This window comes from Polaribacter sp. Hel1_33_78 (genome assembly GCF_900106075.1).
Taxonomy (GTDB): domain Bacteria; phylum Bacteroidota; class Bacteroidia; order Flavobacteriales; family Flavobacteriaceae; genus Polaribacter.
Window position 1 is genome coordinate 1,257,705 of record NZ_LT629794.1, and the last position, 26,735, is coordinate 1,284,439.

Consider the following 26,735-nt stretch of genomic DNA (forward strand, 5'->3'; position numbering starts at 1 on the left):
AATGAAGAATTTTAAACTAATTATATTTTTATTGCTTATTGTAGAAATATCTGCTCAAGGAATTATTGAAAATTCGAGTGGTGATTTGGAATTAGATGAGATTCGAAAAGAAATAACTTCTAATATTACACAAAGAAAAACCTTTAAATTAAGAGCTATAAAAATGAAGTTATGGGCTGCTATGTTGCAACAACAAGGCATTCCTTTAAAAGAGTATGTTGCTATTGATAATAGGTTAAACAAAGTAACAAGATGGAATAATCTTTGGAGTGGAAATAAACCACAACAATTTTCAGACAAGCAAATGCAAAAAGTTTGTTTAATTATTGATGCTGGTTATGCTATTTTAGAAAAATATCAAGTGATTGCTAATACTCGAAAATCAACAGATTTTACCAGTAATCTAAATCTTTTAAACTACAACAAACAAAAAGAAATTCCTTGGACATCATACAAAGGAAATGAGGGTTTATCTGGTTATACAGGTGCTTTTGGACCAACAAAAGGTGAGAAAGCTTGGAAATTCCCTATTGGTTTAGCTTGGGAATCAAAACCAGCTATAGAAGGAAGTCGTGTGTATATTTCATCACCAGGAATTAGAACCAAGTTGTATTGTTTAGATTTAAATACAGGAAAAACAATTTGGAAAACCCAACAAGAAATAGAAATTATGGGTGATCAATTATACCACGCTCCTAATAACCAGTCAAGTCCAGTTATTTTAGAAAATTATATTATGTATAGAGAAATGGGTGCAAGAGGGAACAAAGGCCCAACAAAAGACGTGGTTTTGGTTGATAAAAAAACAGGGAAAATTACTAAAGAAATTGAAGTTGGTCATGTAGATTATAGAGCTGGTCATGCTCCTTTTACTGCTAATAATGATGTAGTTGTTTACCCTTTTGGTGTGCAAGATATTCATACAACACCCCCTTTAACACAAGCTTTTGACAGGATGATCGCCAAGAATATAAAAACAGGTCAAAAGTTATATGAAATGTATATTGGTTACACGTTTTCAGAACCTCATTTAGATAAAGAAAATTGGGCATATCAAGGAACTGTAGAAGGGTATTTATATGCTTGGAAAGCTGATGAAAGATTGCACAATAGGCCCAAGCCTAATTGGATGTTTAGAGCAGAAGGAGCTATAAATGATAAAGTAATTACCAGTGGAAACTTTGTTTTGTTTGGGGCAAATGATGGTGTTTTTTACTGCCTTAATAAAAGAACTGGTAAATTAATTTGGAAGCATAAAGTAGATATAATTGAAACTAACGCTTTCAGGCATTTTTCTGCACCTTATGTTGCAAACGGAAAAGTAGCTGTAGGTAGTGCAGACAAACATTTCTATGTTTTTGATATTAAAACTGGTAAAGTTTTAATCAATAAAAAGGCAGATGATTGGATTCGTTCAGCTCCAGTTGCATCAGAAAATAAATTCTTTTTTGCTACAATGAAAGGTACTTTATATGGTGTAGAATTTCATAAAAACAAATCCAAAGAATTGTTTAAAATACAAATTAGTCATCATCCTATTTTTGCTGATTTAAGCATAAAAGATGATAAAATTGTCATTAATGATTCTGATTTATACACGCATTGTTACAATACAAAAGGTGATAAAATTTGGAAAATTAGCACCATAGATAGTTTTGTAAAAGATAATACAAGAATATTTTCTGATCAAATTGCAGGAGGTGCATATTACCAATCTAAACCAACAGCCGCAGATGATATGGTTTTTGTAGGTTCTCCCTCAAGGTTTATTTATGCTTTAGATGCTAAAACAGGAAAAGAAATTTGGAAACATGAAATTGGAGCATCTATTTCTGGAGCACCAACTTATTATCAAGGTAAAATTTATGTAGGTCAACAAGGAGGTGAAGATGATTTTTACTGCTTGGATGCAAAAACAGGTAAACTCATTTGGAAACAAAATGTAGATTGGGTTTGGGGTTCTGCTACTTGTTCTGATAATATGGTTTATATCCCAGGAATAGATGGTTATGCCTGGGCTTTAGATTCAAATACTGGAGCTATGATTTGGAAAAAACCATTTTCACGTTCAGTTTGTAGTGAACCAGCAGTAGAAGGAAATATCGTTATTTTTGGAAGTTGGGACGATTATTTAAAAGCGTTTAATAAAAAAACTGGAGAATTACTTTGGAAATATAATGGAGGAGGTACAGATTCTGGTGTAGCTGTCATAAAAGATGGCAAAGTGTATTTAAAAAATAAATGCCTCGATTTAAAAACCGGGAAATTGATTTGGGAGTTTAAAGATGGTAATAACATTTTTAATATTACACCAGCTGTTCACGATGGAAAAGTGTATATGTCTTGTTGGCATGGTCTGGGTTTAGGTGGCGTTTGTATAGAAGCAGTTGTGTATTGTATAGATGCAAAAACTGGTGATTTGAATTGGACACAATTAGGTGCAGGATTAAGCAGTCCTGTTATTGGTGAAAAAGGTAATGTATATTTCTCAAATATTGCAGACCCATATTTTTACTGTGTTGACAGTGAAGGGAATTTTGATGGCACAACCAACATAAAATGGAAATATAAAATGGGTAATAAGGTAGAAGAATCTGCACCAGCTTTATATAAAGGAAGAGCATATATTATGTCTTCTGATGGATATTTACATGCTATTAAATAAAAAATAACAACGACCATAAACAGCTAACTATTTTTCTAATGGTTGAAGCATTTTAATGATTTGTAATGTTTCCTGAACTATTTGTTTTAGTTTATCAAAATCTTTGTTTTGGATAATGTCCTTTGAAATCAGTTTAGACCCCACACCTACACAAGTAACACCAGCATCAAACCATCCTTTTAGATTTTCCTTTGTTGTTGACACGCCACCTGTTGGCATAATATTGGTCCAAGGTTGAGGACCTTTAATAGCTTTTATGAAGTTTGGCCCATAAGTATCTCCCGGGAATAATTTTACTATCTCACAACCCAATTCTTCTGCATGGGCTATTTCTGTTAATGAGCCACAACCTGCAGACCATAATACTTTTCGGCGGTTACAAACAATGGCAATATCCTCTCGTAATACGGGGGTTACAATAAAATTAGCACCCAATGACATATATAAAGATGCTGCTGCCGCATCGGTTATAGAGCCAACACCTAATATCATTCCTGGTAATTCCTTTATTACATATTTGGTAAGTTCTCCAAAGACCTCATGAGCAAAATCTCCTCGTGCTGTAAATTCCAATAACCTGGCTCCTCCATCGTAGCAAGCTTTTAAAATGTTCTTACTTAATTCTATATCTTTATGAAAAAATAATGGGACTAACCCTGTACTTTTCATCACTTGTGCTACTTCTATTCGTGTGTATTCTGCCATTGTATTTTGTTTATCGTGCTACGCGTCCAGAGGCATCACCTTCCATTAATTTTTCTACTTCTTCAATCGTTACTAAGTTGGCATCTCCTTTAATGGTATGCTTTAAACAAGAGGCTGCTACTGCAAAATCAAGTGCATTTTGGTTATCTTCTGGATATTTAAGTAATCCATATATTAAACCTCCCATAAAAGAATCTCCTCCTCCAACTCTATCCACAATATCTGTAATTTGATATTGGCGAGTATAGAACATTTTTTTTCCATCGTATAAAACACCAGCCCAAGTATTATGAGATGCAGAAATAGAACCTCTTAATGTTGTAATTACTTTTTTTGCGCTTGGGAATTTTTTTATCATTTGCTTACAAACAGATAAAAATGCTTCTGCTTTAATATCATGTCCATGTTTGTGCACATCTAACCCTTCTGGATGAATACCAAAATGCTTTTCTGCATCCTCTTCATTTCCTAAAATGATATCGCAATAAGATGTAATTTCTGTCATTATTTTTTCTCTATGTGCATCACCACAATACTTCCAAAGTTTAGCTCTATAATTTAAATCTGTAGAAATTGTAATTCCTTTTGCGCTTGCAATTATAACGGCTTCTAAACAAACATCTGCAGCTCCTTGAGATATCGCAGGTGTAATTCCTGTCCAATGAAACCATTCTACACCATCAAAAACTGCATCCCAATCGATCATTCCTGATTCTATTTCAGCAATAGCAGAATGTGCTCTGTCATATACCACCTTAGATCCTCTAGACACAGCACCTTTCTCTAAAAAATATATTCCGAGGCGATTGCCACCCCAAATAATTTTATCAACCCCAACGCCTCTTTTACGCATTTCCATCATTGCACTTTCACCGATATCATTTTTCGGTAAACGTGTTACAAAATCTACATCTACTCCATAGTTTGCTAGTGAAACTGCTACATTAGACTCTCCTCCTCCGTATATGACATCAAAACTTGACGCTTGCGAAAATCTTAAAAATCCTTGAGGAGCTAAGCGCAACATGATTTCCCCAAATGTTACTACTTTTTTCATATTAAAAATAATTAGATTTTAAATTTATAAATTAAATAATCTTGTTAAAACATTGATATTTCTGGAATATAACTTACCAACATTAAAATAATTATTATTATCATCAGACTCGAACCTTTAACATGGCAAAACCAACATAAAGTGTAAATATATAATGGTTAATAAGGTAGAAAAATCTACACTAGATTTATGTAAAGGAAGCGCATGTATTATGTCTTCTGATGGATATTTACATGCAATTAAATAAAAAATAAATTGCTTATTCTACAGCGTGCACATATCCATCACCAGCAAGCGCAAACACTTTATCTCTATAAATACAAAGGGTAGATTCTTCAATACGAGTTCCCATTTTATAATTCCATAATAATTTTCCTGTTTCTTGATCTAAACAGTACAAATACGGATAGTTTCCAGAACCAATATACAGTCGTCCATTAGCTAAAGCAGGTGCAGATAAACCTCCTCCATCAGGAAATGTCCAATTTACTTTGGCTGTTTTTGCATATACGCTATACACTTTTGAGGTTAAAGGAACTCCTTTTAAACCAATACCAACTCTTGCTGTAAAAAAGCCTTTTCCGTTATGAAAAGCCGGGCTTGCATTAAAATTTGTATACTTTCCTTTATCACTTTCATTTGTGTTTCCTTCAGTTAAAATTTCACCAGTTTTAGAGTTAAAACTCATAAAAATATTACTGTGATGAGGCAAATAAATTTTACCGTCTTGAGAGATAAGGGTACCAGAATCTAAACCAACACCATTGGCTTTCCATATAATTTTTCCAGTTTTTTTATTGAAGGCGTATAAAGATCTACTCCAAGATCCAAAATAGACAATATCCCCATCAATAGCAGGTTCTGCAGGAACTGATTTTGCAGTTGGGTACATCCAAACAATATGGCCGGTTTTCCCGTCTAAACAAACTGCATAACCATTAACTGTGGGCACGTAAACTAAGCCGTCATCTACTGTTGCAGAACCCCAAACCCATCCACCTGGAACAGTTTGCTTCCAAACCACTTCGCCAGTTTCTGCATCTAAACAATAGAAGAAGCGTTCTCCTCCTTGTTGACCGACATATACTTTTCCGTCCATAATTGCAGGCCCAACTGAAATGGCTCCTCCCATTTCAAATTTCCATTTTTCTTTGCCTGTATCAGCATCAACAGCATATAAAAAACCAGCAGGATTTCCAAAAAATAATTTATTATTTGCTGCTGTAGGTTTAGATTGATAATAGGTGCCACCAGAAAGTACATCCGTAAAAATACGTTCTCCTTCGTTGTTCCAATAAGCTGATAAAATGCTGTGTTTCCAAATTACTTTTCCGTCTAAATTCAAGCAAAACGTTAATAAATTACTGTCGTTTAAAACAATTTTATCTTCAGAAATTGTTAAATCTGCAAAAATAGGATGCGTGCTAATTTGCTTGCACCAAACTTGTTTTCCGTTTTTCTTATACTTGTAAATATTTCCTTGTACATCAGCGAAATAAATGTGCTTTTTAGTAGCAACTGGTTTTGCTCTTATCCAATCTTTTGTTTCTTTTTTCCAAAGAATATCACCTGTATTTACATCAATTGCGTATGCATTTTTATTTGCAGAACCTATGAATAAAACGCCATTATCAATTAACGGATTTGTAAAATGTTTACGCGCTCTTTTTTCAATTTTGTTTACTTTTTTAGACCAAAGTAATTTTCCATCAACTTCATTTAAACAATAGATAACACCATCATTTGCGCCAAAATACACTTTTCCATCGTCCAATAATACTTTTGTATTTATAGCACCTTCAGCTTTAAAATTCCAAGCAATTAATTTTTTTTCATTGGTTGCTTGTTCGTTGTTAAAGTTTTTTTGACCCGAAACACCAGGCTTTAAGTTTAAAGCGTATAAATAACCTTCAGTAGTGCCTTGAAAAACTTGATATTTAGACAAAACAGGTTCTGCAAGTGCATCAATATCACCTACATTAAAATCCCACATTTGTTTTTTATTATTTTTATCTTTACAAATTAATCTATTAAAATTTTGACAAACAGGCGGATATTGGTAAATATCTGAAACTCCAAAAGGATAAACCACATAATCGTCATTACTTGCAACAGGTGCATTTTGCGTTCTATAATCTACATGACCTGCATAAGATTTTGAGATGGTTTTACCTGTGTTTTTATCAATATACACTAGGTTTTTTGCTTGTCCTTTATTTCCTCCGTGACTATTTACCTCACGTAAAATTATTTTATCACCTTGAATTACAGGTGTTGACATCATTGCAGGATATTTGTAAATACCAAACAAAGGATGCTCTTGTGTTGATTTCCAAAGAATTTTCCCTGTTTTTAAACTTAGCTTAAAACACGTAGTGTACATTCCTGGTGAAGTTACATAAACACTACCATTTTCAATAACTGGACGCACATACCAACCCAAACCTACGGGGAATTTCCAAGCAGTTCTTCCATATTTTGGACCTGGTGCCTCTGAATATCCATTGTTGTGTTTGTTGGATTGAAACATGGGCCATTCAGCATCCATATTTCCACCTTTTGGAAATCCTTTTCCATCACTTTCAAAAGGTTTAAAAATTGAACCATTTTTTAAATACTCATTGTGAATCTCTTCTAATTTTGCAAAACCTGCATCAATTAAAACAGTCATTTTTTGAGTTGCTTCTATTTTTTCTTTTCCTTTTTTTCTATTTACTTGGTTTTCTAGCTGATAATATTTTTTATCAATATCATAAAATGAACGTAAATCTGCACCTAAATGTTGCAATGTTCCTACCCACATATACATCAAAACAGAATGTTCTCTAAAATTTTCTTTGGTTGTTGAATTGATAACAATTTCTTTACGAACTCTATCTATATCTTCACTTCCACTTGTGGTAAATGAGTTTTGAGCATCTATAACAAAAGTTTGTGTTAAAAATAAGACTGTAAAAAATAGTTTTGAGGTTTTCATATATGTGCTTATTTTTTTTCTGTACTTTCTCTAAAAATAATCTTACCTTCTATTAATGTGTTTTCTGTAATGGGTTTATTATTAATAAGAAGTAGTAAATTTTCTAAAGCTTTTTCTGCAGCTTTTTTTAAATTCAATTTCACAGTGGTTAAGGGAGGGTTTAAGAGGCTTGAAATTTTTACATGTCCAAAACCACTAACAGCAATATCATCTGGAATTTTCAAATCAAATTTTTCACAAGCATTGTAAACTCCTATCGCAATAGAATCATTAGCGCAAATAACTACCTCTGGTAAATTGTTGTAGTTTTCAAGAAAAGTAGTAAAATCTTTTTCTGCATTAGTTTTATCTAATTTTGTAACTAGACACCATTCTTCAGGAACAGAAATATGAGCTTCTTTTACTGCTTTATTAAAACCATTTAATCGTTGCTCACTGATACTGATTTCTTGATTTCCGCTGATAAACATCAGCTTTGTAAACCCTTTATTAATAATCTCTTTTGCAAGCTGATATGATAAATTCTCATCATCAAAAAATACACCAATAGCATTTTTTAAAGAAACAGGTTTTCGATCTAAATATATAAAAGATTTGTTATGCTTATTTAATAATTTATGTACTTTGTGTTTTTGAGAAGTAGCTACAGAATCAATGATAATTCCATCAACATTCATAGAAAGTAAAGATTTTACATTATCCAATTCAGCCTCTTCATTTTCAAATGATACCATTAATATAATGTTGTAACCAACTTTTTTAGCATTACTGTATAATTCTTCTATTATTGTAGAAAAGAAAGAATGATTTATTTTTGGCACAATTACTCCAATAGTATTTGTTTTTTTTGTGGATAAACTTCTACCTACAATATTGGGTATATAGCCTAATTCGTCTGCAACTTTCTTTACTTTTTCTCTTGTGCTTAGAGCAATATCAGGATGATTTTGTAGAGCTTTGGTTACAGTAACTCTAGAAATATTAAGTAAATCTGCTATATATTTTTGATTTATTTTCACGGAACAATTTAATATGATTTTTGGCTAAGCTACAAAATATATTACACGTGTAATATATTTTAATTACATTTGATAAATATTTAAAAAAAAATGAGCGAATACAAACTACCAAATAAACCATTTGAGTACCAAAACTTCATAAATGGTGAATATATAAATTCATTAAGTAATGAAATTTTTGAGAGAAAAAGTCCTGCTCACGGAAATTTAATAGGAACTTATCAATTAAGTAATAAACAAGACACAGAACAAGCTATTTCTGTTGCCAAAAAAGCTTTTAAAAGCAATTATTGGTCAGATATGTCAGGTTCAGGTCGTGAAAAAATAATCAGAAAAGCAGCTTCGATTATAAAAGAAAGAGCTCACGAATTAGCTTTAATAGAAACTTTAGAATCAGGAAAACCGATTAGTCAGTCATTAAATGAAATGGAATGGGCAGCAGGTATTTGGGGTTATGCCGCAACTTTAGCAAGACATATAGCTGGAGATGTAAATACAAATCTTGGAAAAGATATGACAGTGATGTTGCAAAAAGTACCAATTGGTGTAGTTGCTATGATAACACCTTGGAATTTTCCTTTGCTAATTATTTCTCAAAAACTACCAATTGCACTGGCTGCAGGTTGCACCGCTGTTATAAAACCATCAGAAATGACTCCTGGAACAACATTGTTATTGGGAGGTATTTTAAAGGAAGCAGGTTTGCCAGATGGTGTTGTAAATATTCTTGCTGGTTATGGTGATCCAGTTGGAATGACGCTTTCTGAAAGCAATAATGTAGATATGATCACTTTTACAGGAAGTACAGATGTTGGAAAACATATTATGAGAGCTGCATCTGGGAATCTTAAAAAAGTAGCCCTAGAATTGGGTGGAAAAAACCCTCAAATTATTTTTCCTGACGCAAATATAGACGCGCTTATAGATGCTGTTGTATTTGGTGTTTATTTTAATATGGGAGAATGTTGTAATAGTGGAAGTAGAATTATTATTCATGAAGATGTTGTTGAAGAATTTCAAGAAAAAGTAGTAGCGCATTCTAAAAAAGTAAAACTGGGCGATCCCTTAGATCCAAGTGTGAAATTTGGGGCAATCATCAACAAAATGCAACTAGATAAAATTAAAAAGTATGTAGATTCTGGAACTGCTCAAGGAGCAAAACTATTGTTGGGAGGAAATCAAATAACCATAAATAATGGCAATTATTTTGAACCAACAATATTTACGAATGTAAAACCGGAAATGGAAATTGCTTGCGAAGAAATTTTTGGACCAGTACTTTCTATACTAACTTTTAAAACAAGAAAAGAAGCCATAGAAATTGCAAATAGTACACAGTTTGGGTTGTCTGCTGGTGTCTGGACAAAAGATCTAGATACTGCAATAATTATGACTAGAGAGATTGATGCAGGTACAGTTTGGGTTAATAATTGGATGTCTGGTAATCCTGAAATTCCTTTTGGAGGTTTTAAACAAAGTGGAATTGGTAGAGAGTTAGGTCCAGGTGCTATTGATGAATTTATGGAAACTAAATCAGTAATGATTAAAACAGAAGTTTCTAACGGAAGCTGGGTTTAAAAAGGGAAGTAAATGAGAAATAAAAAGTTTCAAATTGTAAGTGCAGAAGAGGCTGTATCTTATATTAAAGATAATGATACGGTGGTTTTTGGTGGTGCAGGTGCTGGTCATGCAGTTCCTGATAAAGTGATGGAACATTTAGGAAAACGTTTTGTAGAGACAAATTCACCTAAAAACTTAAAAACCATTCATCCCTGTGGTATTGGCGATAATGATACAAGAGGATTAAACCATATTGCTTTTGAAGGTTTAATAGATACAAATATTGGCGGTTTTTGGGGAAATGCACCAAAAATGTCTGCTTTAGCAAAAGAAAATAAGATAAAAGGCTATAATTTACCTCAAGGAGTATTAAGTCACTTAATGAGAGCTTCTGCTTCAAAAAAACCAGGTGTTATTACAAAAGTTGGCTTAAAAACATTTGTAGATCCTAATGAAGAAGGCGGTAAAATTAATGCGATTACAACAGAAAATTTTGTTTCTCACTTAATGATAAAAGGTTCAGATTATCTTTTTTATCCTTCAGTAAATGTAGATGTTGCCATTATTAGAGGCACTTCTATTGACAGTGAAGGTAATTTAACTATGGAAGAGGAGGTAGGTTCTTTTTCAATGCTATCAATTGCGCAAGCAGCAAAAGTAAATGGCGGAATTGTAATTGTGCAAGTGAAGAACATCAACACTAATAATTGTATTCCAGGTACTATAAAAGTGCCTGGAGTATTTATCGACTATGTGGTGCAAGACAAAACGCAAGGAATGACTTTTATTTCTGCTTTTGATAAAGCTTTAGTGGATAGAAAAGAACAATATACCTCTGATGATTTAAATTTAACAGGTTTAAAGCGCATTATTATGCGTAGAGCTTCTCTAGAATTAAAAGAAAATATGTTTGTTAATTTGGGTTACGGTATGTCTGATGGCGTTCCAATTGTAGCCCAAGAAGAAGGCATTGCAGATAAATTAATCTTTATGATAGAGCAAGGTTCTACAGGTGGTATACCAACATCAGGATTAAATTTTGGCGCGATGTATAATCCAACAGCTATTTTAGATGATGGTTATCAGTTTGATTTTTTTCAAGGTGGCGGTTTGGATATTGCTTATTTAGGATTTGCTCAAATAGATCAATTTGGCAATGTGAATTCTAGCAGATTTGGAAACATTTTAACAGGTTGTGGAGGTTTTATTGATATTTCACAGAACGCTAAAAAGGTTGTTTTCTGTGGGTCGTTTGCTGTAAAATCGCAACAAGAAATTACACCAAATGGATTAGAAATAAGCAATTCTGGTAAGTTTACTAAATTTATAAATAAAGTAGAACAAATTACTTTTTCTAGTGAATATGCTTTAGAAAATAATCAAGAAGTGTTGTATATAACGGAAAGAGCCGTTTTTCAATTAACAAAAGAAGGATTATTTCTGAAAGAAATTGCACCAGGAGTAGATTTACAAAAAGACATTTTAGAGATGATGGACTTTGAGCCTATCATGAATAAACCACTTTCTTATTTTGATTCCAACATCTTCAAACATTGCAAACTAGAATTATGACAAGAAAAAGTAGTAGTATGACAGATTTAATTTTATCATCCTTACACAATGGCGTTTTTACAATTACGTTAAACTATCCAACAAAAATGAATTGTATGGGTTTTGAAATGTTAGAAGGATTGAATGATGCTGTTAATTTTGCAAGAAAAAGTGATGACGTTAAAGTAATCGTAATTACAGGTGCTGGCGAAAAAGCGTTTTCGTCGGGTGCAAATATTAAAGAATTCAAAGCTTTAAAAGGCATTGAAATTACACGTTGGATAGAATTTGGAAATGGTATTAATAACAATATTGAAACGATTAGCAAACCAACAATAGCTTATATTAATGGCTATGCAATGGGTGGAGGGTTAGAATTGGCTTTGGCTTGCGATTTTAGATTGGCATCTAAAAATGCCATTTTAAGTACTCCAGAAGTTTCTAATGGATGGCTTCCTGGTTGGGGAGGAATGACGAGAATTAGACGTTTGGTTGGAGAAGCAAATGCAAAAAGAATAATTCTTCTTTCAGAAAAAATTGATGCAAATTCAGCACTACAAATAGGATTAATTACAAAAATTTCTACAAAAGAAGAACTGCATATTTTCACAAATAATTTGCTAGAAATAAAACCTCAAGTGTATGCGATGGCAAAATCTGCATTAATGGATGCTACCAGAACTACTTATGGATCTGATATAAATTTTGATGTATTAGCGGTAAAAATTTCTTCCTAATAAAAACCAAAGAATAACAGAATTTATGATACTAAGTGATATAAATATTCAAGATTTAAAAAAACCTTTAGATACTTTTTGGAAGCTAGCGACTGAAAAAGCGTTGCTGTTACAAAAAGAATATGATACAAACCAAGGTTCTCCTGTTTTTACGGTACATGGAAAATATACAACAAGAGGTTGGACAGAATGGACGCAAGGTTTTCAGTATGGAATTACATTATTAATTGCAGAAGCAACTTCAAATAAAGAGTTATTAAAAATCGGAAAAGAAAACACTTTTAATAATATGGCACATCATTTAAGTCATTTTGGTGTACACGATCATGGTTTTAATAATTTAAGTACCTATGGAAACCTGCTACGTATGGCAAATCAAAATTTGTTTGATGCCAGCAAAGAAGAAAAAGAGTACTATAAACTGGCATTAAGTATGTCCGCTTCTGTGCAGGCTAAAAGATGGACAAACACAAAAGAGGGTGGTTTTATCTATTCTTTTAATGGACCACATTCCTTGTTTATAGATACCATTCGTACTGCAAGAATAGTTCTTGCGGGTCATAAATTAAAACATCGTTCGCTAGATGAAAACGATACAAAAATAGATCTTTTACAACGTGCAATTGAACACGCCTTAACAACGGCAAAATATGCTGTTTTTTATGGAGAAGGTAGAGATATTTATGATGAATGGGGGCGTGTTGCACACGAATCTATTTTTAATACAAATGATGGTAAGTATCGTTGTCCAAATTCACAACAAGGTTTTTCTGGTTTTACAACTTGGACTAGAGGTTTGGCTTGGGCAATGGTAGGTTTTTCTGAATTTTTAGAATTTTTAGAAAGCGAGAAACTTTCTTTTGAAGGTCTTGAAGATGTAAAAGCAACACTTTTAAAAGCCGCAAAAGCAACTTGCGATTTTTATATAAAATATACTTCATCAAACGGAATTCCTTATTGGGATACTGGCGCGCCAAACATCAATAAACTAGGAAACTATAGCGAAAGAGAAGCAGAGATTAATAACTCTTATGAACCGATAGATAGTTCTGCAGCAGCAATTGGGGCTCAAGGACTTTTAAGACTTTCTCATCTTTTAAAAGAAACAGAAGCAAAAGCTTCAAAAAAGTATATGCAAGCAGGTTTAGGAGTCTTACAAACTTTATTGTCTGATGATTATTTGGCAACAGAACCAACACATCAAGGTATCCTAAAACATTCTGTTTATCATTGGCCAAATGGATGGGATAATGTACCTAAAGGAAGTAAAGTTCCACAAAACGAATCTAGTATGTGGGGAGATTATCATTTGGTAGAACTCTGCTTTTTAGCAAAAAAAATATCCGAAGATAAATACTATACGTTCTTTGATATGATTCATTAATTTAAAATCAAGAGTTATGTTTCATTTTTTACACATAACCATAGATACTTTATATTGTAGTACTTAAATTACTTTATTAAGTAATAAAGGTTAATGTTTTATTAGTGCTTTATTAATGAGGACTCTTATTATTGTGTTACTAAAAATAGAAGATGCAAAGACGAAATTTTATTAAAAGAACTGCGGTACTATCTGCTGCTGCATTTATATCTCCAAGAATATTCGCAACCGCAAATAGTTACAATACTAAAAAAGAAATTTTTAAAGGATTTATAGTTTCCGATTCGCATTTTGGTTGGGCACATAAAATGCAACCCACCATTGAAGAGCAAGCAGCAGCTGTAAAAAATATTTTGAATAAATTTCCAGATTTAGATATTTTTTTAGATACTGGGGATGCTCATCATAACGATCATCATAACAATGCAAACCCACACAAAGCCCGAAAAGATTGGGTAGATATTATACAAGGTGGCTGTGGCCAACTTCCTTTTTATTACGTAATTGGGAATCACGAATTACGCTCAAATGAAGATGATGATCCAGAAATGCGTTCAAATATTATGGGGAGTAATACCTGCAGACCCTATTATAGTTTTGATATGCAAGGCATTCATTTTATCTCTTTCCCACAACTGATTAGAGCTACCTATATTACAGAAGAAGCTTGGGATTGGTTGGATTTAGATTTGGCAATAAACAAAGACAAAACCATTGTAATGTTATCTCACAATAATATTATTGGCACAACAATAGGAAATGAAAATGGGTATAGAGGTGTAATGGATAGTGATAAAATGGTCGATATTTTTAAGAAAAATAAAAATATTATTGCTTGGATGCACGGACATAATCATAATTTTGAAGTCATAAATAGAGATGATATGTTATTCGTTTCTAATGGAAGAATTGGTGGTTTTGATCCTAGTAGAGGTAAATATGGTATAGGAGGTGTTTATTTTGAAATCACAAAAGAGATGCTAACTGTAAAATGTTATTCCGCAGAAAAAGATATGTTTTTAGATTCTTTTGATGTGTCTTTAAGTCAAACACTTGATGTAAAAACTACATTTGATAACAAAGCAGATTTCGCTTACAGTTATGGAGTTGGTGGAGCAGTAAATGGCGAACGTATTCCTGCATATCATCATCACTTTGGTGAAAATACCAAATCAGAATTATTTTTAACAGGTTGTGAAAATGCGGTTATTAACGATGATCACGCAATGACAAAATACACAGAACGAAAAGCGTATCATGGATTAGATAAAATTTTGTTTGCTGCAAAAGTGAATCACGGAAATGCTGGTTTTGAATATGCAAATCCAGGAATTCGTTTAAAAGCAAATGATAACTGGTGGACTACCTTAACAATGCCATCAGATAATTATGATAAATATTCATATTATAGATGTCCATTGGGTCAAAAGTACAAAGCGAGTATCGACTTAGATGTAAAAGGAATCAAAGGCACACAGCGTTTATGGTTTCGTTTGCATATTTATGATCTAAATGGACGAAAATTAAGAATTGTACAGTCAGATCAAATCATTTTAGGTGATGGAAGACAACAATTCGATTGTTTATTAGATGTGCCAAACTTGCCAGAATTTGATACGATTTATAGCAATCCAGAAAGCGATAATTTAGTAAACATCGCTGTAGAAGCTTCTTTTACTGGGATGAATACAGATGTAGATATTATCTATCTAAAATTAGAACAAGAACATACTTCTTTAAATACATTAGATGCTGGTGTAATTATTGATACAAAAAGCTACCAAACCTTTGGTGTTTTGGCAAAAGGGGATATTAAAAAGATTGATTTAGAGAAACCTTTAGAAACAAGAAGTGTCAATCAAATTTCAACATCAGGAAACAAAAGAGTTACCTATTTAGTTCGTCATTCAAATATGAAATGGCAAGTCAGAAATGCCACAGTAACGTATTTAGATAATCATATTAAAATAGGCAAAATAAGAAACCATATTTCGGATAAATTAGAGATTATTATCTCTCCACTTCAAAAAAATATAGGCCCTTATTTACATAGAGTTCGCTATGCAGAAAACATCAAATTAGTGCCTTATCAATCAAAAAACAGATCAATAAAAGCCACTATAGAAAATGTATTTCAAAATGCAGAAGTAGATTTTTATCTTACTAAAAAGCCAAAAGTGGTTGCAGGTGTTACCAGTTGGATTTATAAAGACAATATAGTCACCGCAAAAATATCAAAACCCACAACTGTTCTTGTTACGTTTTAAAAATTAGATTATGACTAAAACAAAAAATAATTTCAAATCATTACTTGTTGTAAGTACACTTGCTGCCATTTTTTTCGCATCCTGTAATACTCAAGGACAAACAACAAACTCAAAAGACAAGACTTTTTTAGTAGATTATGTAAATCCTTTAATGGGTACAGATTCTAAAAAAAGTATGTCTAATGGAAACACGTATCCTGCAATAGCTAAACCTTGGGGAATGAACTTTTGGACACCAATGACTGCAGAAATGGGAAATGGTTGGGCTTATAATTATGATGATGATAAAATTAGAGGAATCAAACAAACACATCAGCCAAGTCCTTGGTTAAATGATTATGCTGCATTTTCTTTTATGGCAGTTACAGGTGAATTAAAGTATCAAGAAGATGAAAGAGCTTCTTGGTTTTCGCACAAGGCAGAAACTGTTACACCTTATCATTATAGTGTTTATTTAGCAGAATATGATGTTACTGCAGAAGTTGCTCCAACTTCTAGAGCAGTACATTTTAAATTTACCTTTCCAGAGGCAGATTCTTCATACATTATGTTAGATGCTTTTTTCAAAGGTTCTATGGTTAAAATTTTACCGAAAGAGCGTAAAATTATTGGCTATTGCAGAAACAATAGAGGCGGTGTGCCAGAGAATTTTCATAATTATTTTGTAGCAGAATTTGATAAAGATTTTGAAATGACCCACACTTGGAAAGACAATTGGATACTTCAAAAAAACAACTTAAATAGCGAAGGAAAACACGTTGGAGCAATCATTGGTTTTAAAACCAAAAAAGGAGAAGTTGTAAACGTAAAAGTAGCATCGTCTTTTATAAGTCTAGAGCAAGCAAAAATAAATTTAGATAGAGAAATTGGAAAAGATTCTTTTGATGAAACAAAAGAGAAAGCAAAAAATGCTTGGGAAGAGGAGTTGAGTAGAATTAAAATTGAAGATGATAATATTAATAACATCAAAACTTTTTATTCTTGTTTATACAGAGTCTTACTATTTCCAAGAACATTTTATGAGTTTGATGCAGACAATAAAATGATGCATTACAGTCCATACAATGGAAAAGTTGTACCTGGTTATATGTTTACAGACAATGGTTTTTGGGACACCTTTAGGGCTGTTTTTCCATTTTTTAATATGATGTATCCAGAGCAGAATAATAAAATTATGGAAGGTTTGGCAAACACCTATAAAGAATCTGGGTGGTTACCAGAATGGGCAAGTCCTGGACATAGAGCTGTTATGATTGGTTCTAATTCTGCACCTATTATTGCAGACGCTTATTTAAAAGGAAACATTAAAAATGAAAAAACTGCAGAAATTTTATTTGAAGCCATTCTTAAAAACGCAACTGTAGAAGAAGGAAGACCAGTAAGGTCTGTAGGCAGAGAAGGGTTACATTATTACAATACTTTAGGCTATGTACCTTTTGATGTAAATATTAGAGAAAATGCTGCCAAAACATTAGAATATGCTTATGCCGATTTTACGATTGGGCAAATGGCAGAAAAAATGGGAAAAGATGCTATTGCAAAAAAGTATTATGAGCAATCGCATCGTTATAAAAATGTATTTGATCCATTAACAAATTTAATGCGTGGTAAAAATGAAGATGGTACTTTTCAAAGTCCTTTTGATCCTTTAAAATGGGGTGGTGCTTTTACAGAAGGAAATAGTTTACATTATACTTGGTCTGTTTTTCAAGATATAGATGGATTGATTAATTTAATGGGCGGAAAAGAAAATTTCATCAAACAATTAGATGGTGTTTTTACAATGCCACCAAAATATGATGCATCCTATTACGGAAAGGTAATTCACGAAATTAGAGAAATGGAGGTTGCAAATATGGGCAATTATGCACACGGAAATCAACCCATACAACATATGATTTACCTCTATAATTATGCAGGTGTTCCATTCAAAGCCCAAGATAAAATCAGAAAAGTTTTAACCAAACTATACACACCAACTCCAGATGGTTATTGTGGTGATGAAGATAATGGACAAACTTCTGCTTGGTACGTTTTTAGTGCTTTAGGTTTTTATTCTGTAACTCCTGCAACTGATGAATTTATTATAGGAAGTCCCTTGTTTAAAAAAGCAACATTACATTTAAGAAACGGAAATACCTTTATAATTGAAGCAAAAAACAATTCAAAAAATAACTTTTATATTCAGTCTGCAAGTTTAAATAATTCTGATTACCAAAACAGTTTTATTAAATGTAGCGACATTCAAAAAGGAGGTTTTTTAGAATTTGAGGTATCTAATACTCCAAATAAAAGTTGGGGAAGTAAAAAGCAAAACGCTCCTTTTTCTTTGAGTCTAAAAAAATACAAATAGGTATCAATAAATACTTTTTAAATAAAGTAAAATTTAAATTCAAGTAATAATTAATAAAAAGTGATATGTTTCATTTTAGTCCATTTGTTTTATCATCTAATTCTAGATCCGCTTTAGTTCTTTTTAGTTTTTTATCGACTCTTTTTTTGAACCCTTTAAATGCCCAAGATAGGTTACTCTCTAAAGACTCTTTTAGTATTTCAAAACCACAATTTACTAAAGTAGGTAAAGGTCTATGTAAAGTGCAAGATGGCGTTCTTGCAACACGTGACTCCTATGCTTCTATTGGGAGCGCGGAATGGGAAAATTATACGATTAGTTTTGAGGCAAGAACCCCAAAAACTGAAGAACAAGTACAAATATGGTTTGGTTTTAGAGAACAAGGAAGAAACAACCGTTATTTAGTTGGTTTTAAAGGAGGGTTTCAAAATGATATTGAAATAGCTCGCATGGGGCTTATGGGGGATGATCGATTTTTGGGAATTAGAAACTTAGATTTTAACCCAACTTTAGGGGTGTGGTATGCTTTTAAAATAGAAGTATGTAAAAATCGTTTTAGAGTTTTTATAAATAATGAAAACACTCCAAGAATTGATGTAATTGATGATAAAGGAGATATTTTAACTAAAGGAAAAGTAGTGCTTGGTGGTGCTTGGATAAAGAATGAATTTAGAAATTTGGAAGTTACAAGGCTTTCAGATACTTACATGGATCCTATTAAGTCTAAAGAATACTCTTACTATTTAACCCCTAAGCAGAAAGTTGAAAAGCGAATAAAAGAAAGAAAACAATATAAAAAAGTAAAAATTTCTCATATAAACCCAATACGAACAACAATTTCTTTAGATGGCAATTGGTTGTTTAAACCAGATCATGAGTTAATAAATAGAGAACAAGCAATTGACGCTAATTCATCTGATGACGATTGGCATATTTTGGAAGTGCCAAATTTTTGGAACCCTTCTCGTATATGGTTACATGGTGAAACTTTTATGGATGAAGAACACCAAAAAGGGGCTTCTGATACTTATTTTCAAAAAGAAACTGACCGTTGTGAAAACTACACTTTCGATTATAAAAAAACAAATATTGGATGGTATAGGCAATGGGTTGATTTGCCAGATTCATTGAATGATAAAAATATAGAACTAAATTTTGATGCTGTTTCAAAAATGGCAGAGGTTTATGTTAATGGCAAACTTGCGGGAAACAACAAAGGCATGTTTGGCGAAATTAAATTAGATATTACTAAATTCCTTAAACCAGGTAGTAATTTAATTGCCGTTAAGGTAATGAAGGATTATACTAAAGATATTAAAAATGCTAATGAAATTGCTACAATAGCCGTTACTGTAGAGGTAACAAACCAAATGCTAAAAGATATACCTCACGGTTTTTTCCGTGATGAACCCGTAGGTATTTGGCAACCAGTGAAGTTAATAATTACAAATCCTGTAAAGATTGTAGATACTTATATTAAACCAAATTTGACTGGAGCACGTTTTGAAATACAACTAAGAAATACAAGTAAATTAAAAAAGATATTTAATTTAAATACGTCTATAAAAGAAAAGGGGACAGATGATATTTTAATTGAAAGGGAATCAATAAAAAAAATCATACTAAAAGAGGGTGAGTATAAAACAGTCACTTTTGAAATTAATAATCTAAATCCCAAATTATGGTCTCCTGAAACCCCTAATTTATATAGTTTTAATTTTAATTTAAAAGAATCCAAAACTAATAAATTATTAGATTCAGAAACAATTCAATCTGGATTTAGAACATTTGAAACTAAAGGAGACTATTTCTATTTGAATGGAAAACAATATTGGCTACGAGGTGCGAATCATACGCCCCATGCGCTAGGTATTAATGATGCAGATTTGGCAAACAAAACGCTTCAAATGTATCATGATGGAAATATTGCAGTAACTAGAAGTCATACAATACCATATAGCGAAGTTTGGCTAAAAGCAGCAGACGAACAAGGGGTAGGAATAAGTTATGAAGGCACTTGGCCTTGGCTTATGATAGGGATTGGAGAAGAATCCATACCTAAAAAGGAACTATTGAATATTTGGTCTAATGAATGGATTCGATTAATGAAAAAATATCGAAATCACCCATCTTTATTATATTGGACAATTAATAATGAAATGAACTTTACTCACAAAAAAGATAAATTATCTAAAATGGAACAGAAAATGCAAATTGTATCTGATGTGGTAAAGCAAATGCGTATTGCAGACCCAACTCGTCCAATATCTTTTGATTCAGGGTATACTAGAAAAGCAGTTAAGAATAACCCTAACGAGAACTTTTTTCAAAAATACGATGATGGAGATATTGATGATGGTCATAATTATCAAGGATGGTATAATACCTCAGTATTTGATGTATTTGACAAAAAACAACTTCTAAACAGAAAAACGAATGGACGCCCTTTAATTTCGCAAGAATGGTCTTCGGGATATCCAAATACGGAAACTGGACACCATACACGTTCTTATTTATGGCAACATCAAAATACACAAACCCATATAGGAAATCAAGCGTATCCTTTTGGAAACCCTTCCTACAGTTTAGAAAATAATGCTTTTTTAACTTCAGAATTAGTAGAAGCTGTTAGAAGAACGCATGATAAATTAGCTGGTATGCATAATTTCTCAAGCATCACATGGTTTCAGAATGTGTATGATGCAGAAAAAGTGAAACCATATCCAACGTATTACAGGATGAAAAACTCCTTAAACCCAATATTGGTCAGTGCTGAATTATGGGGTAGACATTATTTTACTGGAGATAAATTACCTACACGTTTTTGTATCGTTAATGATAAATTAAATGGAGAAGATTTAGAGGCATCTATTTTAGAATGGGAGATCACTTACGAAGATAATAGAATTGTTTCTTCTGGAGAATATTCTATTCCTAAAATTGCTCACTATTCACGTAAATGGTTAACTCCAAATATAATTTTGCCTGAAAATTTTTCAGGAAATAGATTAGATGGTAAACTAAAACTGTATTTAAAACAAAATAGAAAAGTTGTTGCTAAAAATGAATATAATCTTCTCATAGCAAAAAAATCTTGGGTAAAACCTTTACATAATTCTAAAAAAATTATTGTCGTAGATTTTGATAATAATACAATACCTGTTTTAGATATGTTGAATTATAAATATAAAAAAGTAAATAACTTAAAGGAGGCCTTCAGCAAAAAAGCAGATATTTATATTGTCTCTGGTTTATCTGAAGTTAAAGAATTTGATGCTAAAAAAGCTAAATTAATTTTAGACAATGTAAATAAAGGAGCAAAAGTACTATTATTAAAAACTGGTGAAAAAGCTACTGCTATTTTTCCAAAGCATATTACTAAATACCTTAACAAAAAGATGGAAACAGCTCATATAGATATAACAGAATCAAAAGTTTTTAAAGATTTAGAATATTTTGACTTACGTTATTTTTCAAATCTCAAAGCAGAAAAACCATTAGTTTACTCCGGTCTATATCAAATTAATGAGAGTAAGTCAAATATAGTATGCATAGCATCTGGATGTCAACACAGATATGCCAGAGGCCAGGATAGAAGAAAAGAAATGTTAACTATGAAAGGGTTTCCGATAATCTCTATTACAAATAAAGGAAAAGCAGTATTTTCGGAAATGATGACTAATAAAGGTTTGTACGATCCTGTTGCTGCAAAATTAATAATCAATTTAATTTCAGAAACATTAGAATAATAATATCAATCTTGCATTTATAAAATGGAAAATTTGCTATTTTCTTTGAGTAGAACAAAATAGAATTATATCACAGTATTAAATTGATTATAAATGAAAGCTAAAAAAATATTTTTTTTAATGATTAGTATACTTTTTTTAGGATGCTTTTCATCGAAGTCACAGGTTGGTAATCCCGAAAAAACAAAGAAAAACCAGAAGCCAAACGTTATTTTTATTTTAACAGATGATCAAGGCTCTATTGATGTAAATTCTTATGGAGTAAAAGATTTGGTAACTCCGAATATGAATTACATTATAGAAAACGGAGTCAGTTTTACTCAATTTTACGCCTCGCCTGTTTGTTCGCCTTCAAGAGCTGCTTTATTAACGGGTAAAACTCCTCAAAGAGCAGGTTTATCAGGAAATGCTGTGCCAAATTCAAAAGTAAAAAAAGGACTTCCTGGTACAGAATACACTATGGCAGAAATGTTTAAAGATGCAGGTTATGCTACAGCTCATATTGGAAAATGGCATTTAGGCGATGCTCCAGAAATGACTCCAAATGCTCAAGGGTTCGACCATTCTTTTGGTCATATGGTGGGCTGTATAGATAATTACTCGCATTTCTTTTATTGGAGTGGACCTAACAGGCACGATTTATTCAGAAACGGAAAAGAAGTCTATTATGATGGACAATTTTTTCCTGACTTAATGGTCAACGAAGCTTCTAATTTTATTGAAGAAAATAAAAAGAATCCTTTCTTTATGTATTTTGCTGTGAATATGCCGCATTATCCATATCAAGGCGATGCAAAATGGCTAGACTATTATAATGATAAAGGAGTTTCATATCCCCGAAATTTATATGCTGCATTTATTTCAACTTTAGACGAAAGAATTGGTGCACTACTTAAAAAACTCGATGAATTAGGGATCAAAGACAATACTATTATTGTTTTTCAATCTGACAATGGTCATTCAACAGAACAACGTGCGCATTTTGGCGGAGGAAACGCTGGGCCTTATAGAGGTGCAAAATCGAGTTTGTTTGAAGGGGGCATTCGAGTTCCTGCAGCCATCACTTGGCCAAATAACATTCAAAAAGGAGCCATTAGAAATCAGTTTGGAGTAAATTCAGATTGGATGCCAACTCTAGCAGAATTATGTGGAATTAAACTTGATCAACAAGATTTGGATGGTAAAAGTTTAGTTGACATCATCAATAATGAAAAAGAAAAAACTCGGCATACAGAGGGCTATTGTTGGCAATATCAAGATATGTGGGTGGCACGCAAGGGAAATTGGAAATTGTTAGGGAACCCAAGAGATACCAGTCAGAAAACATATAAATTAAAGGAAAAAAGATTCTTGGTAAACCTTGATGATGATATTGGTGAAACTATAAATATGGCTAAAAAACACCCCAATAAAGTTATTGAATTAGAACAACAGTATAGAAATTGGTTAAAAAAAAATAAAAACTAAAGTAAAAATGAAAAATCTATCATCTACACTATTACTATCACTTATTTTAATTGGATGTTCTAGTGCTAAACCAAAACCCGTACAAGAAACGAAACAACCTAACATTCTTTTTATCATGTCTGATGACCATACGAAGCAAGCTTGGGGAATCTACGGTGGGGTTTTAAAAGACCATGTACAAAATAGAAACATAGAAAGGTTAGCGAACGAAGGAGTTGTTTTAGAAAATTGTTTGGTTTCAAATTCAATTTGCACGCCAAGTAGAGCTACCATACTGACAGGACAATATAGCCATAGAAATGGTATTACAACATTAGGAAAAGGGTTAAGTCCTACGTATAATAATATTGCTAAAGAAATGGGTAAAGGAGGTTATCAAACCTCTATAATTGGTAAATGGCATCTAAAACAAGAACCAAGTGGTTTTGATTATTATTGTGTCTTGCCAGGTCAAGGCTTGTATAATAATCCGATTATGAAAACCAAAGAAAATTGGAAAGACTATAATAAAGGAGGAAAAATATACGAAGGTTTTAGTGCTGATATCATTGCAGATAAAACAATAAATTGGATTGAAAATAGAGATAAATCAAAACCATTCATGTCTTTTTGCCATTTTAAAGCGACACATGAACCCTATGATTATCCAGAACGTTTCTCACATCTATATCGTAATGAAACAATTCCAGAACCTACCTCTTTGTATGATAAGGGACCCAATACTACAGGACGTTCACTAATTGGTCAGTCTATAGATAGTTTAGGAAATCGATATGTTTTTTCAACAAATAATCCTGATAAAAGGTCAGATTATATGCAATACCCAGAATTGCCTTTTTCTATTGATGGATTAAGTAAAAAAGAAGCAAGAAGTAAAGTATATCAAAAATTTGTAAAAGATTTTATGCGATGCGGTGCGGCAATTGATGATAATATAGGTAAGCTTTTAGATTATTTAGAAGCGTCTGGTTTAGACGAAAACACGATCGTTATTTATACAGCAGATCAAGGATATTTTTTAGGAGAGCATGGTTGGTTTGATAAAAGATTGATTTATGAAGAATCCATTCATATGCCATTTGTAATTCGTTACCCCAAAGAAATTCCCGCAGGAAAACGCAATAAAGATATTATAGAAAATGTAGATTTCTCTGCATTATTTGCAGATTATGCGGGGATAAAATATCCAGAAAATATGCAAGGTAAAAGTTTTAGAGAAAATTTAAAAGGCAACACTTCTAAAGATTGGAGACAATACGGGTATTACCGATATTGGCAACATCAAAAAGACAGACCAGGTCATTTTGGAATTCGTGGGAAGCGTTATAAATTAGCTTTTTACTATGGAAAAGGGTTTAAAAATAATCATAAACAAGCAGATGAAAATACGAAATTTTGGGATTTTTACGATTTACAAAAAGATCCTAATGAACTCCATAACGCCTATAAAGATTCAACATATCAAAAGGTTATAACAAAATTAAAAAAAGAACTTCTCAAACAGAGAGCGCTTTTAGGCGATACAGATAAAGATTCTAAAAAAATACAAAATAGTATCAAGACGTATTGGGATAGTAAATCTTAAAAAAGAGTATTCAATAATTTAGTAAAGATCAATGATTCTATTGTAAATAGTATTGTTTTTAAGGGTGTTGTGTTTCGATACTTAAAAAGATAGGAAATTTTTGAGCTACCTAAATTCATGAGTTTTTTTGGAATATTACTCGCGATATAAGAATCTTGACCAATAAATACTTTATTGTGTGGCATTAAAGAAATCAATAATTAGTAAATAAAAAATGTATAATAATGAGAGTTGGAAAAAAGATAATATTTTTTTATGCTGTGTTATCTTTTCAAATGATAGCAAATTGTCAAAAAACACAAGTCACTCAAAAACCTAATATTCTACTCATTTGTGTGGATGACCTTCGCCCGGAATTGAAGAGTTTTGGAGCAGACTATATTAGCTCGCCAAACATTGATCATTTGGCAACAGAAGGAATTAAATTTCAGAAGCATTTTGCAAATGCTCCTAGTTGTGGACCATCTCGATATACTTTATTAACAGGGCAGTATGGAACAGCAGGAAATAATGCACTTTTTCTTCGGGCAAATAAAATAAAAGAGGGCACAAAAATAATAAATCAAAGTATGCCGGAGTGGTTTAAAACACATGGTTATACAACGGTTTCAGTTGGGAAAGTATCTCATCATCCTGGAGGGAGAGGTGGTAAGGATTGGAATGATAGCACAAAAATAGAGATGCCAAATACATGGGATAGACATCTTATGCCGGTTGCGGAATGGGAGCATCCACGGGGCATTATGCACGGATTGGCTAACGGAGAGATTCGCTTAAAATCAAGTGATATGAACGTTTTTCAAACAGTAAAGGGAACTGATAATATATATCCAGATGGGGCAATTACAGAGGAGGCATTGAAACAATTAAAAGAACTCACTACAATTAATAAAAATCCATTTTTTCTTGCCGTAGGAATTATCAAACCACACCTGCCTTTTGGTGCGCCAAAATCTTATTTTGATCAATATGAAGGTGTTCAACTTCCTTCAATAGAACACCCTGGAAAACCAGAAGGGAGGAGCACATGGCATGGTTCTGGTGAATTTAAGCAATATAATCGTTGGGGTAAAAACGCGAATACAGATACCGTTTTTGCGGATGAAGTGCGTCGTCATTATGCAGCTTGTGTTAGTTATGCGGATGCTCAAGTGGGGAAAATTCTCGCAGAATTAAAACGTACTGGAGCGGATGAAAATACCATCGTTGTCATTTGGGGTGACCATGGTTGGCATTTGGGAGAACACGCAATTTGGGGGAAACATAGTTTGTTCGAGGAATCGTTACATTCACCTTTAATAATTCACTATCCTCGTATGAAACACAAAGGCGCTAACACAGATGCGATCGTGGAAACCTTGGATATTTTTCCGACATTATGTGATTTAACAGGAATTGAAATTCCTAAGTATGCCCAAGGGGTATCACTGAAAGGAATATTAGTAGATCCAGAAATACCTGGTCACACGGCTTTAGCATATAAAAAAGGGGCTTCAACAATAAGAACTTCAACGCATAGGATGATACTTCATCAGGACGGATTTGTAGAATTGTATGATCATACTACTGCAGAAAAGGAAACAAAAAATGTAGCTGTAAAATACCCAAAATTAGTTGAGGAATTAAAGAATGCTTTAAATACTAGATTAAATTAATTAA

15 protein-coding genes are annotated in these 26,735 nt (G+C 32.5%); 11 read left to right on the top strand and 4 right to left on the bottom strand.

The annotated features are described in order from the left end of the window. Nucleotide 1 precedes the first annotated feature (1 nt). Complete coding sequence (locus tag BLT88_RS05305) at nt 2-2,665, top strand: PQQ-binding-like beta-propeller repeat protein (protein ID WP_091953484.1); 2,664 nt, start codon at nt 2-4, stop codon at nt 2,663-2,665. 27 nt (nt 2,666-2,692) lie between these two features. Here BLT88_RS05305 and BLT88_RS05310 read toward each other — a convergent pair whose 3' ends face one another. The 4 genes from BLT88_RS05310 to BLT88_RS05325 form a co-directional block, all read right to left on the bottom strand. Beyond that, on the bottom strand, nt 2,693-3,370 hold the full coding sequence (locus tag BLT88_RS05310) for a bifunctional 4-hydroxy-2-oxoglutarate aldolase/2-dehydro-3-deoxy-phosphogluconate aldolase (RefSeq protein ID WP_091953485.1): 678 nt from the start codon (nt 3,368-3,370) through the stop codon (nt 2,693-2,695). 10 nt (nt 3,371-3,380) lie between these two features. Then, on the bottom strand, nt 3,381-4,427 hold the full coding sequence (locus tag BLT88_RS05315; RefSeq protein WP_091953487.1) for a sugar kinase: 1,047 nt from the start codon (nt 4,425-4,427) through the stop codon (nt 3,381-3,383). Between the two features lie 259 nt (nt 4,428-4,686). Continuing rightward, entirely contained in the window at nt 4,687-7,404 is a 2,718-nt protein-coding gene (locus BLT88_RS05320; protein WP_091953488.1) for a PQQ-binding-like beta-propeller repeat protein, read from the bottom strand. Nucleotides 7,405-7,412: 8 nt separating this feature from the next. Further along, nucleotides 7,413-8,423 (bottom strand): LacI family DNA-binding transcriptional regulator, encoded by a 1,011-nt coding sequence (locus tag BLT88_RS05325; protein WP_091953490.1) that lies wholly within the window; start codon nt 8,421-8,423, stop codon nt 7,413-7,415. A 90-nt stretch (nt 8,424-8,513) separates the two neighbouring features. On the opposite strand from BLT88_RS05325, the gene BLT88_RS05330 reads away from it, so the two are divergent. From BLT88_RS05330 to BLT88_RS05375, 10 genes are all read left to right on the top strand, one after another. Then, complete coding sequence (locus BLT88_RS05330) at nt 8,514-10,001, top strand: aldehyde dehydrogenase family protein (RefSeq protein ID WP_091953491.1); 1,488 nt, start codon at nt 8,514-8,516, stop codon at nt 9,999-10,001. A 12-nt stretch (nt 10,002-10,013) separates the two neighbouring features. Beyond that, on the top strand, nt 10,014-11,555 hold the full coding sequence (locus BLT88_RS05335; protein WP_091953493.1) for an acyl CoA:acetate/3-ketoacid CoA transferase: 1,542 nt from the start codon (nt 10,014-10,016) through the stop codon (nt 11,553-11,555). Then, nucleotides 11,552-12,271 carry an enoyl-CoA hydratase/isomerase family protein gene (locus BLT88_RS05340; protein ID WP_091953494.1) on the top strand — a complete coding sequence of 240 codons (720 nt, stop codon included), beginning with the start codon at nt 11,552-11,554 and terminating at the stop codon, nt 12,269-12,271. Before BLT88_RS05335 ends, BLT88_RS05340 begins: the two co-directional genes overlap by 4 nt. 25 nt (nt 12,272-12,296) lie before the next feature. Then, complete coding sequence (locus tag BLT88_RS05345; RefSeq protein WP_091953496.1) at nt 12,297-13,655, top strand: glycoside hydrolase family 88 protein; 1,359 nt, start codon at nt 12,297-12,299, stop codon at nt 13,653-13,655. Nucleotides 13,656-13,807: 152 nt separating this feature from the next. Continuing rightward, nucleotides 13,808-15,922, top strand: coding sequence for a metallophosphoesterase (locus tag BLT88_RS05350; RefSeq protein ID WP_091953497.1), 2,115 nt, complete (start codon nt 13,808-13,810; stop codon nt 15,920-15,922). A gap of 10 nt (nt 15,923-15,932) precedes the next feature. Next, a complete protein-coding gene (locus BLT88_RS05355; RefSeq protein WP_091953499.1) occupies nt 15,933-18,275 on the top strand; it encodes a GH92 family glycosyl hydrolase in 2,343 nt (780 codons plus the stop codon). Between the two features lie 65 nt (nt 18,276-18,340). After that, a complete protein-coding gene (locus tag BLT88_RS05360; RefSeq protein ID WP_091953500.1) occupies nt 18,341-22,024 on the top strand; it encodes a glycoside hydrolase family 2 protein in 3,684 nt (1,227 codons plus the stop codon). Between the two features lie 120 nt (nt 22,025-22,144). After that, a complete protein-coding gene (locus BLT88_RS05365; RefSeq protein WP_197675654.1) occupies nt 22,145-23,491 on the top strand; it encodes a sulfatase-like hydrolase/transferase in 1,347 nt (448 codons plus the stop codon). A 7-nt stretch (nt 23,492-23,498) separates the two neighbouring features. Beyond that, nucleotides 23,499-25,076 (top strand): sulfatase, encoded by a 1,578-nt coding sequence (locus tag BLT88_RS05370; protein WP_091953503.1) that lies wholly within the window; start codon nt 23,499-23,501, stop codon nt 25,074-25,076. 275 nt (nt 25,077-25,351) lie between these two features. Next, nucleotides 25,352-26,731, top strand: coding sequence for a sulfatase (locus BLT88_RS05375; protein WP_231960079.1), 1,380 nt, complete (start codon nt 25,352-25,354; stop codon nt 26,729-26,731). The last annotated feature ends 4 nt before the right edge of the window (nt 26,732-26,735 follow it).

Coding starts and splice junctions, on each gene's coding strand:
- BLT88_RS05340 (WP_091953494.1), top strand. CDS start 11,552: ATGACAAGAAAAAGTAGTAGTATGACAGATTTAATTTTATCATCCTTA.
- BLT88_RS05360 (WP_091953500.1), top strand. CDS start 18,341: ATGTTTCATTTTAGTCCATTTGTTTTATCATCTAATTCTAGATCCGCT.
- BLT88_RS05365 (WP_197675654.1), top strand. CDS start 22,145: ATGATTAGTATACTTTTTTTAGGATGCTTTTCATCGAAGTCACAGGTT.
- BLT88_RS05370 (WP_091953503.1), top strand. CDS start 23,499: ATGAAAAATCTATCATCTACACTATTACTATCACTTATTTTAATTGGA.
- BLT88_RS05330 (WP_091953491.1), top strand. CDS start 8,514: ATGAGCGAATACAAACTACCAAATAAACCATTTGAGTACCAAAACTTC.
- BLT88_RS05350 (WP_091953497.1), top strand. CDS start 13,808: ATGCAAAGACGAAATTTTATTAAAAGAACTGCGGTACTATCTGCTGCT.
- BLT88_RS05305 (WP_091953484.1), top strand. CDS start 2: ATGAAGAATTTTAAACTAATTATATTTTTATTGCTTATTGTAGAAATA.
- BLT88_RS05355 (WP_091953499.1), top strand. CDS start 15,933: ATGACTAAAACAAAAAATAATTTCAAATCATTACTTGTTGTAAGTACA.
- BLT88_RS05375 (WP_231960079.1), top strand. CDS start 25,352: ATGATAGCAAATTGTCAAAAAACACAAGTCACTCAAAAACCTAATATT.
- BLT88_RS05335 (WP_091953493.1), top strand. CDS start 10,014: ATGAGAAATAAAAAGTTTCAAATTGTAAGTGCAGAAGAGGCTGTATCT.
- BLT88_RS05315 (WP_091953487.1), bottom strand. CDS start 4,427: ATGAAAAAAGTAGTAACATTTGGGGAAATCATGTTGCGCTTAGCTCCT.
- BLT88_RS05345 (WP_091953496.1), top strand. CDS start 12,297: ATGATACTAAGTGATATAAATATTCAAGATTTAAAAAAACCTTTAGAT.
- BLT88_RS05320 (WP_091953488.1), bottom strand. CDS start 7,404: ATGAAAACCTCAAAACTATTTTTTACAGTCTTATTTTTAACACAAACT.
- BLT88_RS05310 (WP_091953485.1), bottom strand. CDS start 3,370: ATGGCAGAATACACACGAATAGAAGTAGCACAAGTGATGAAAAGTACA.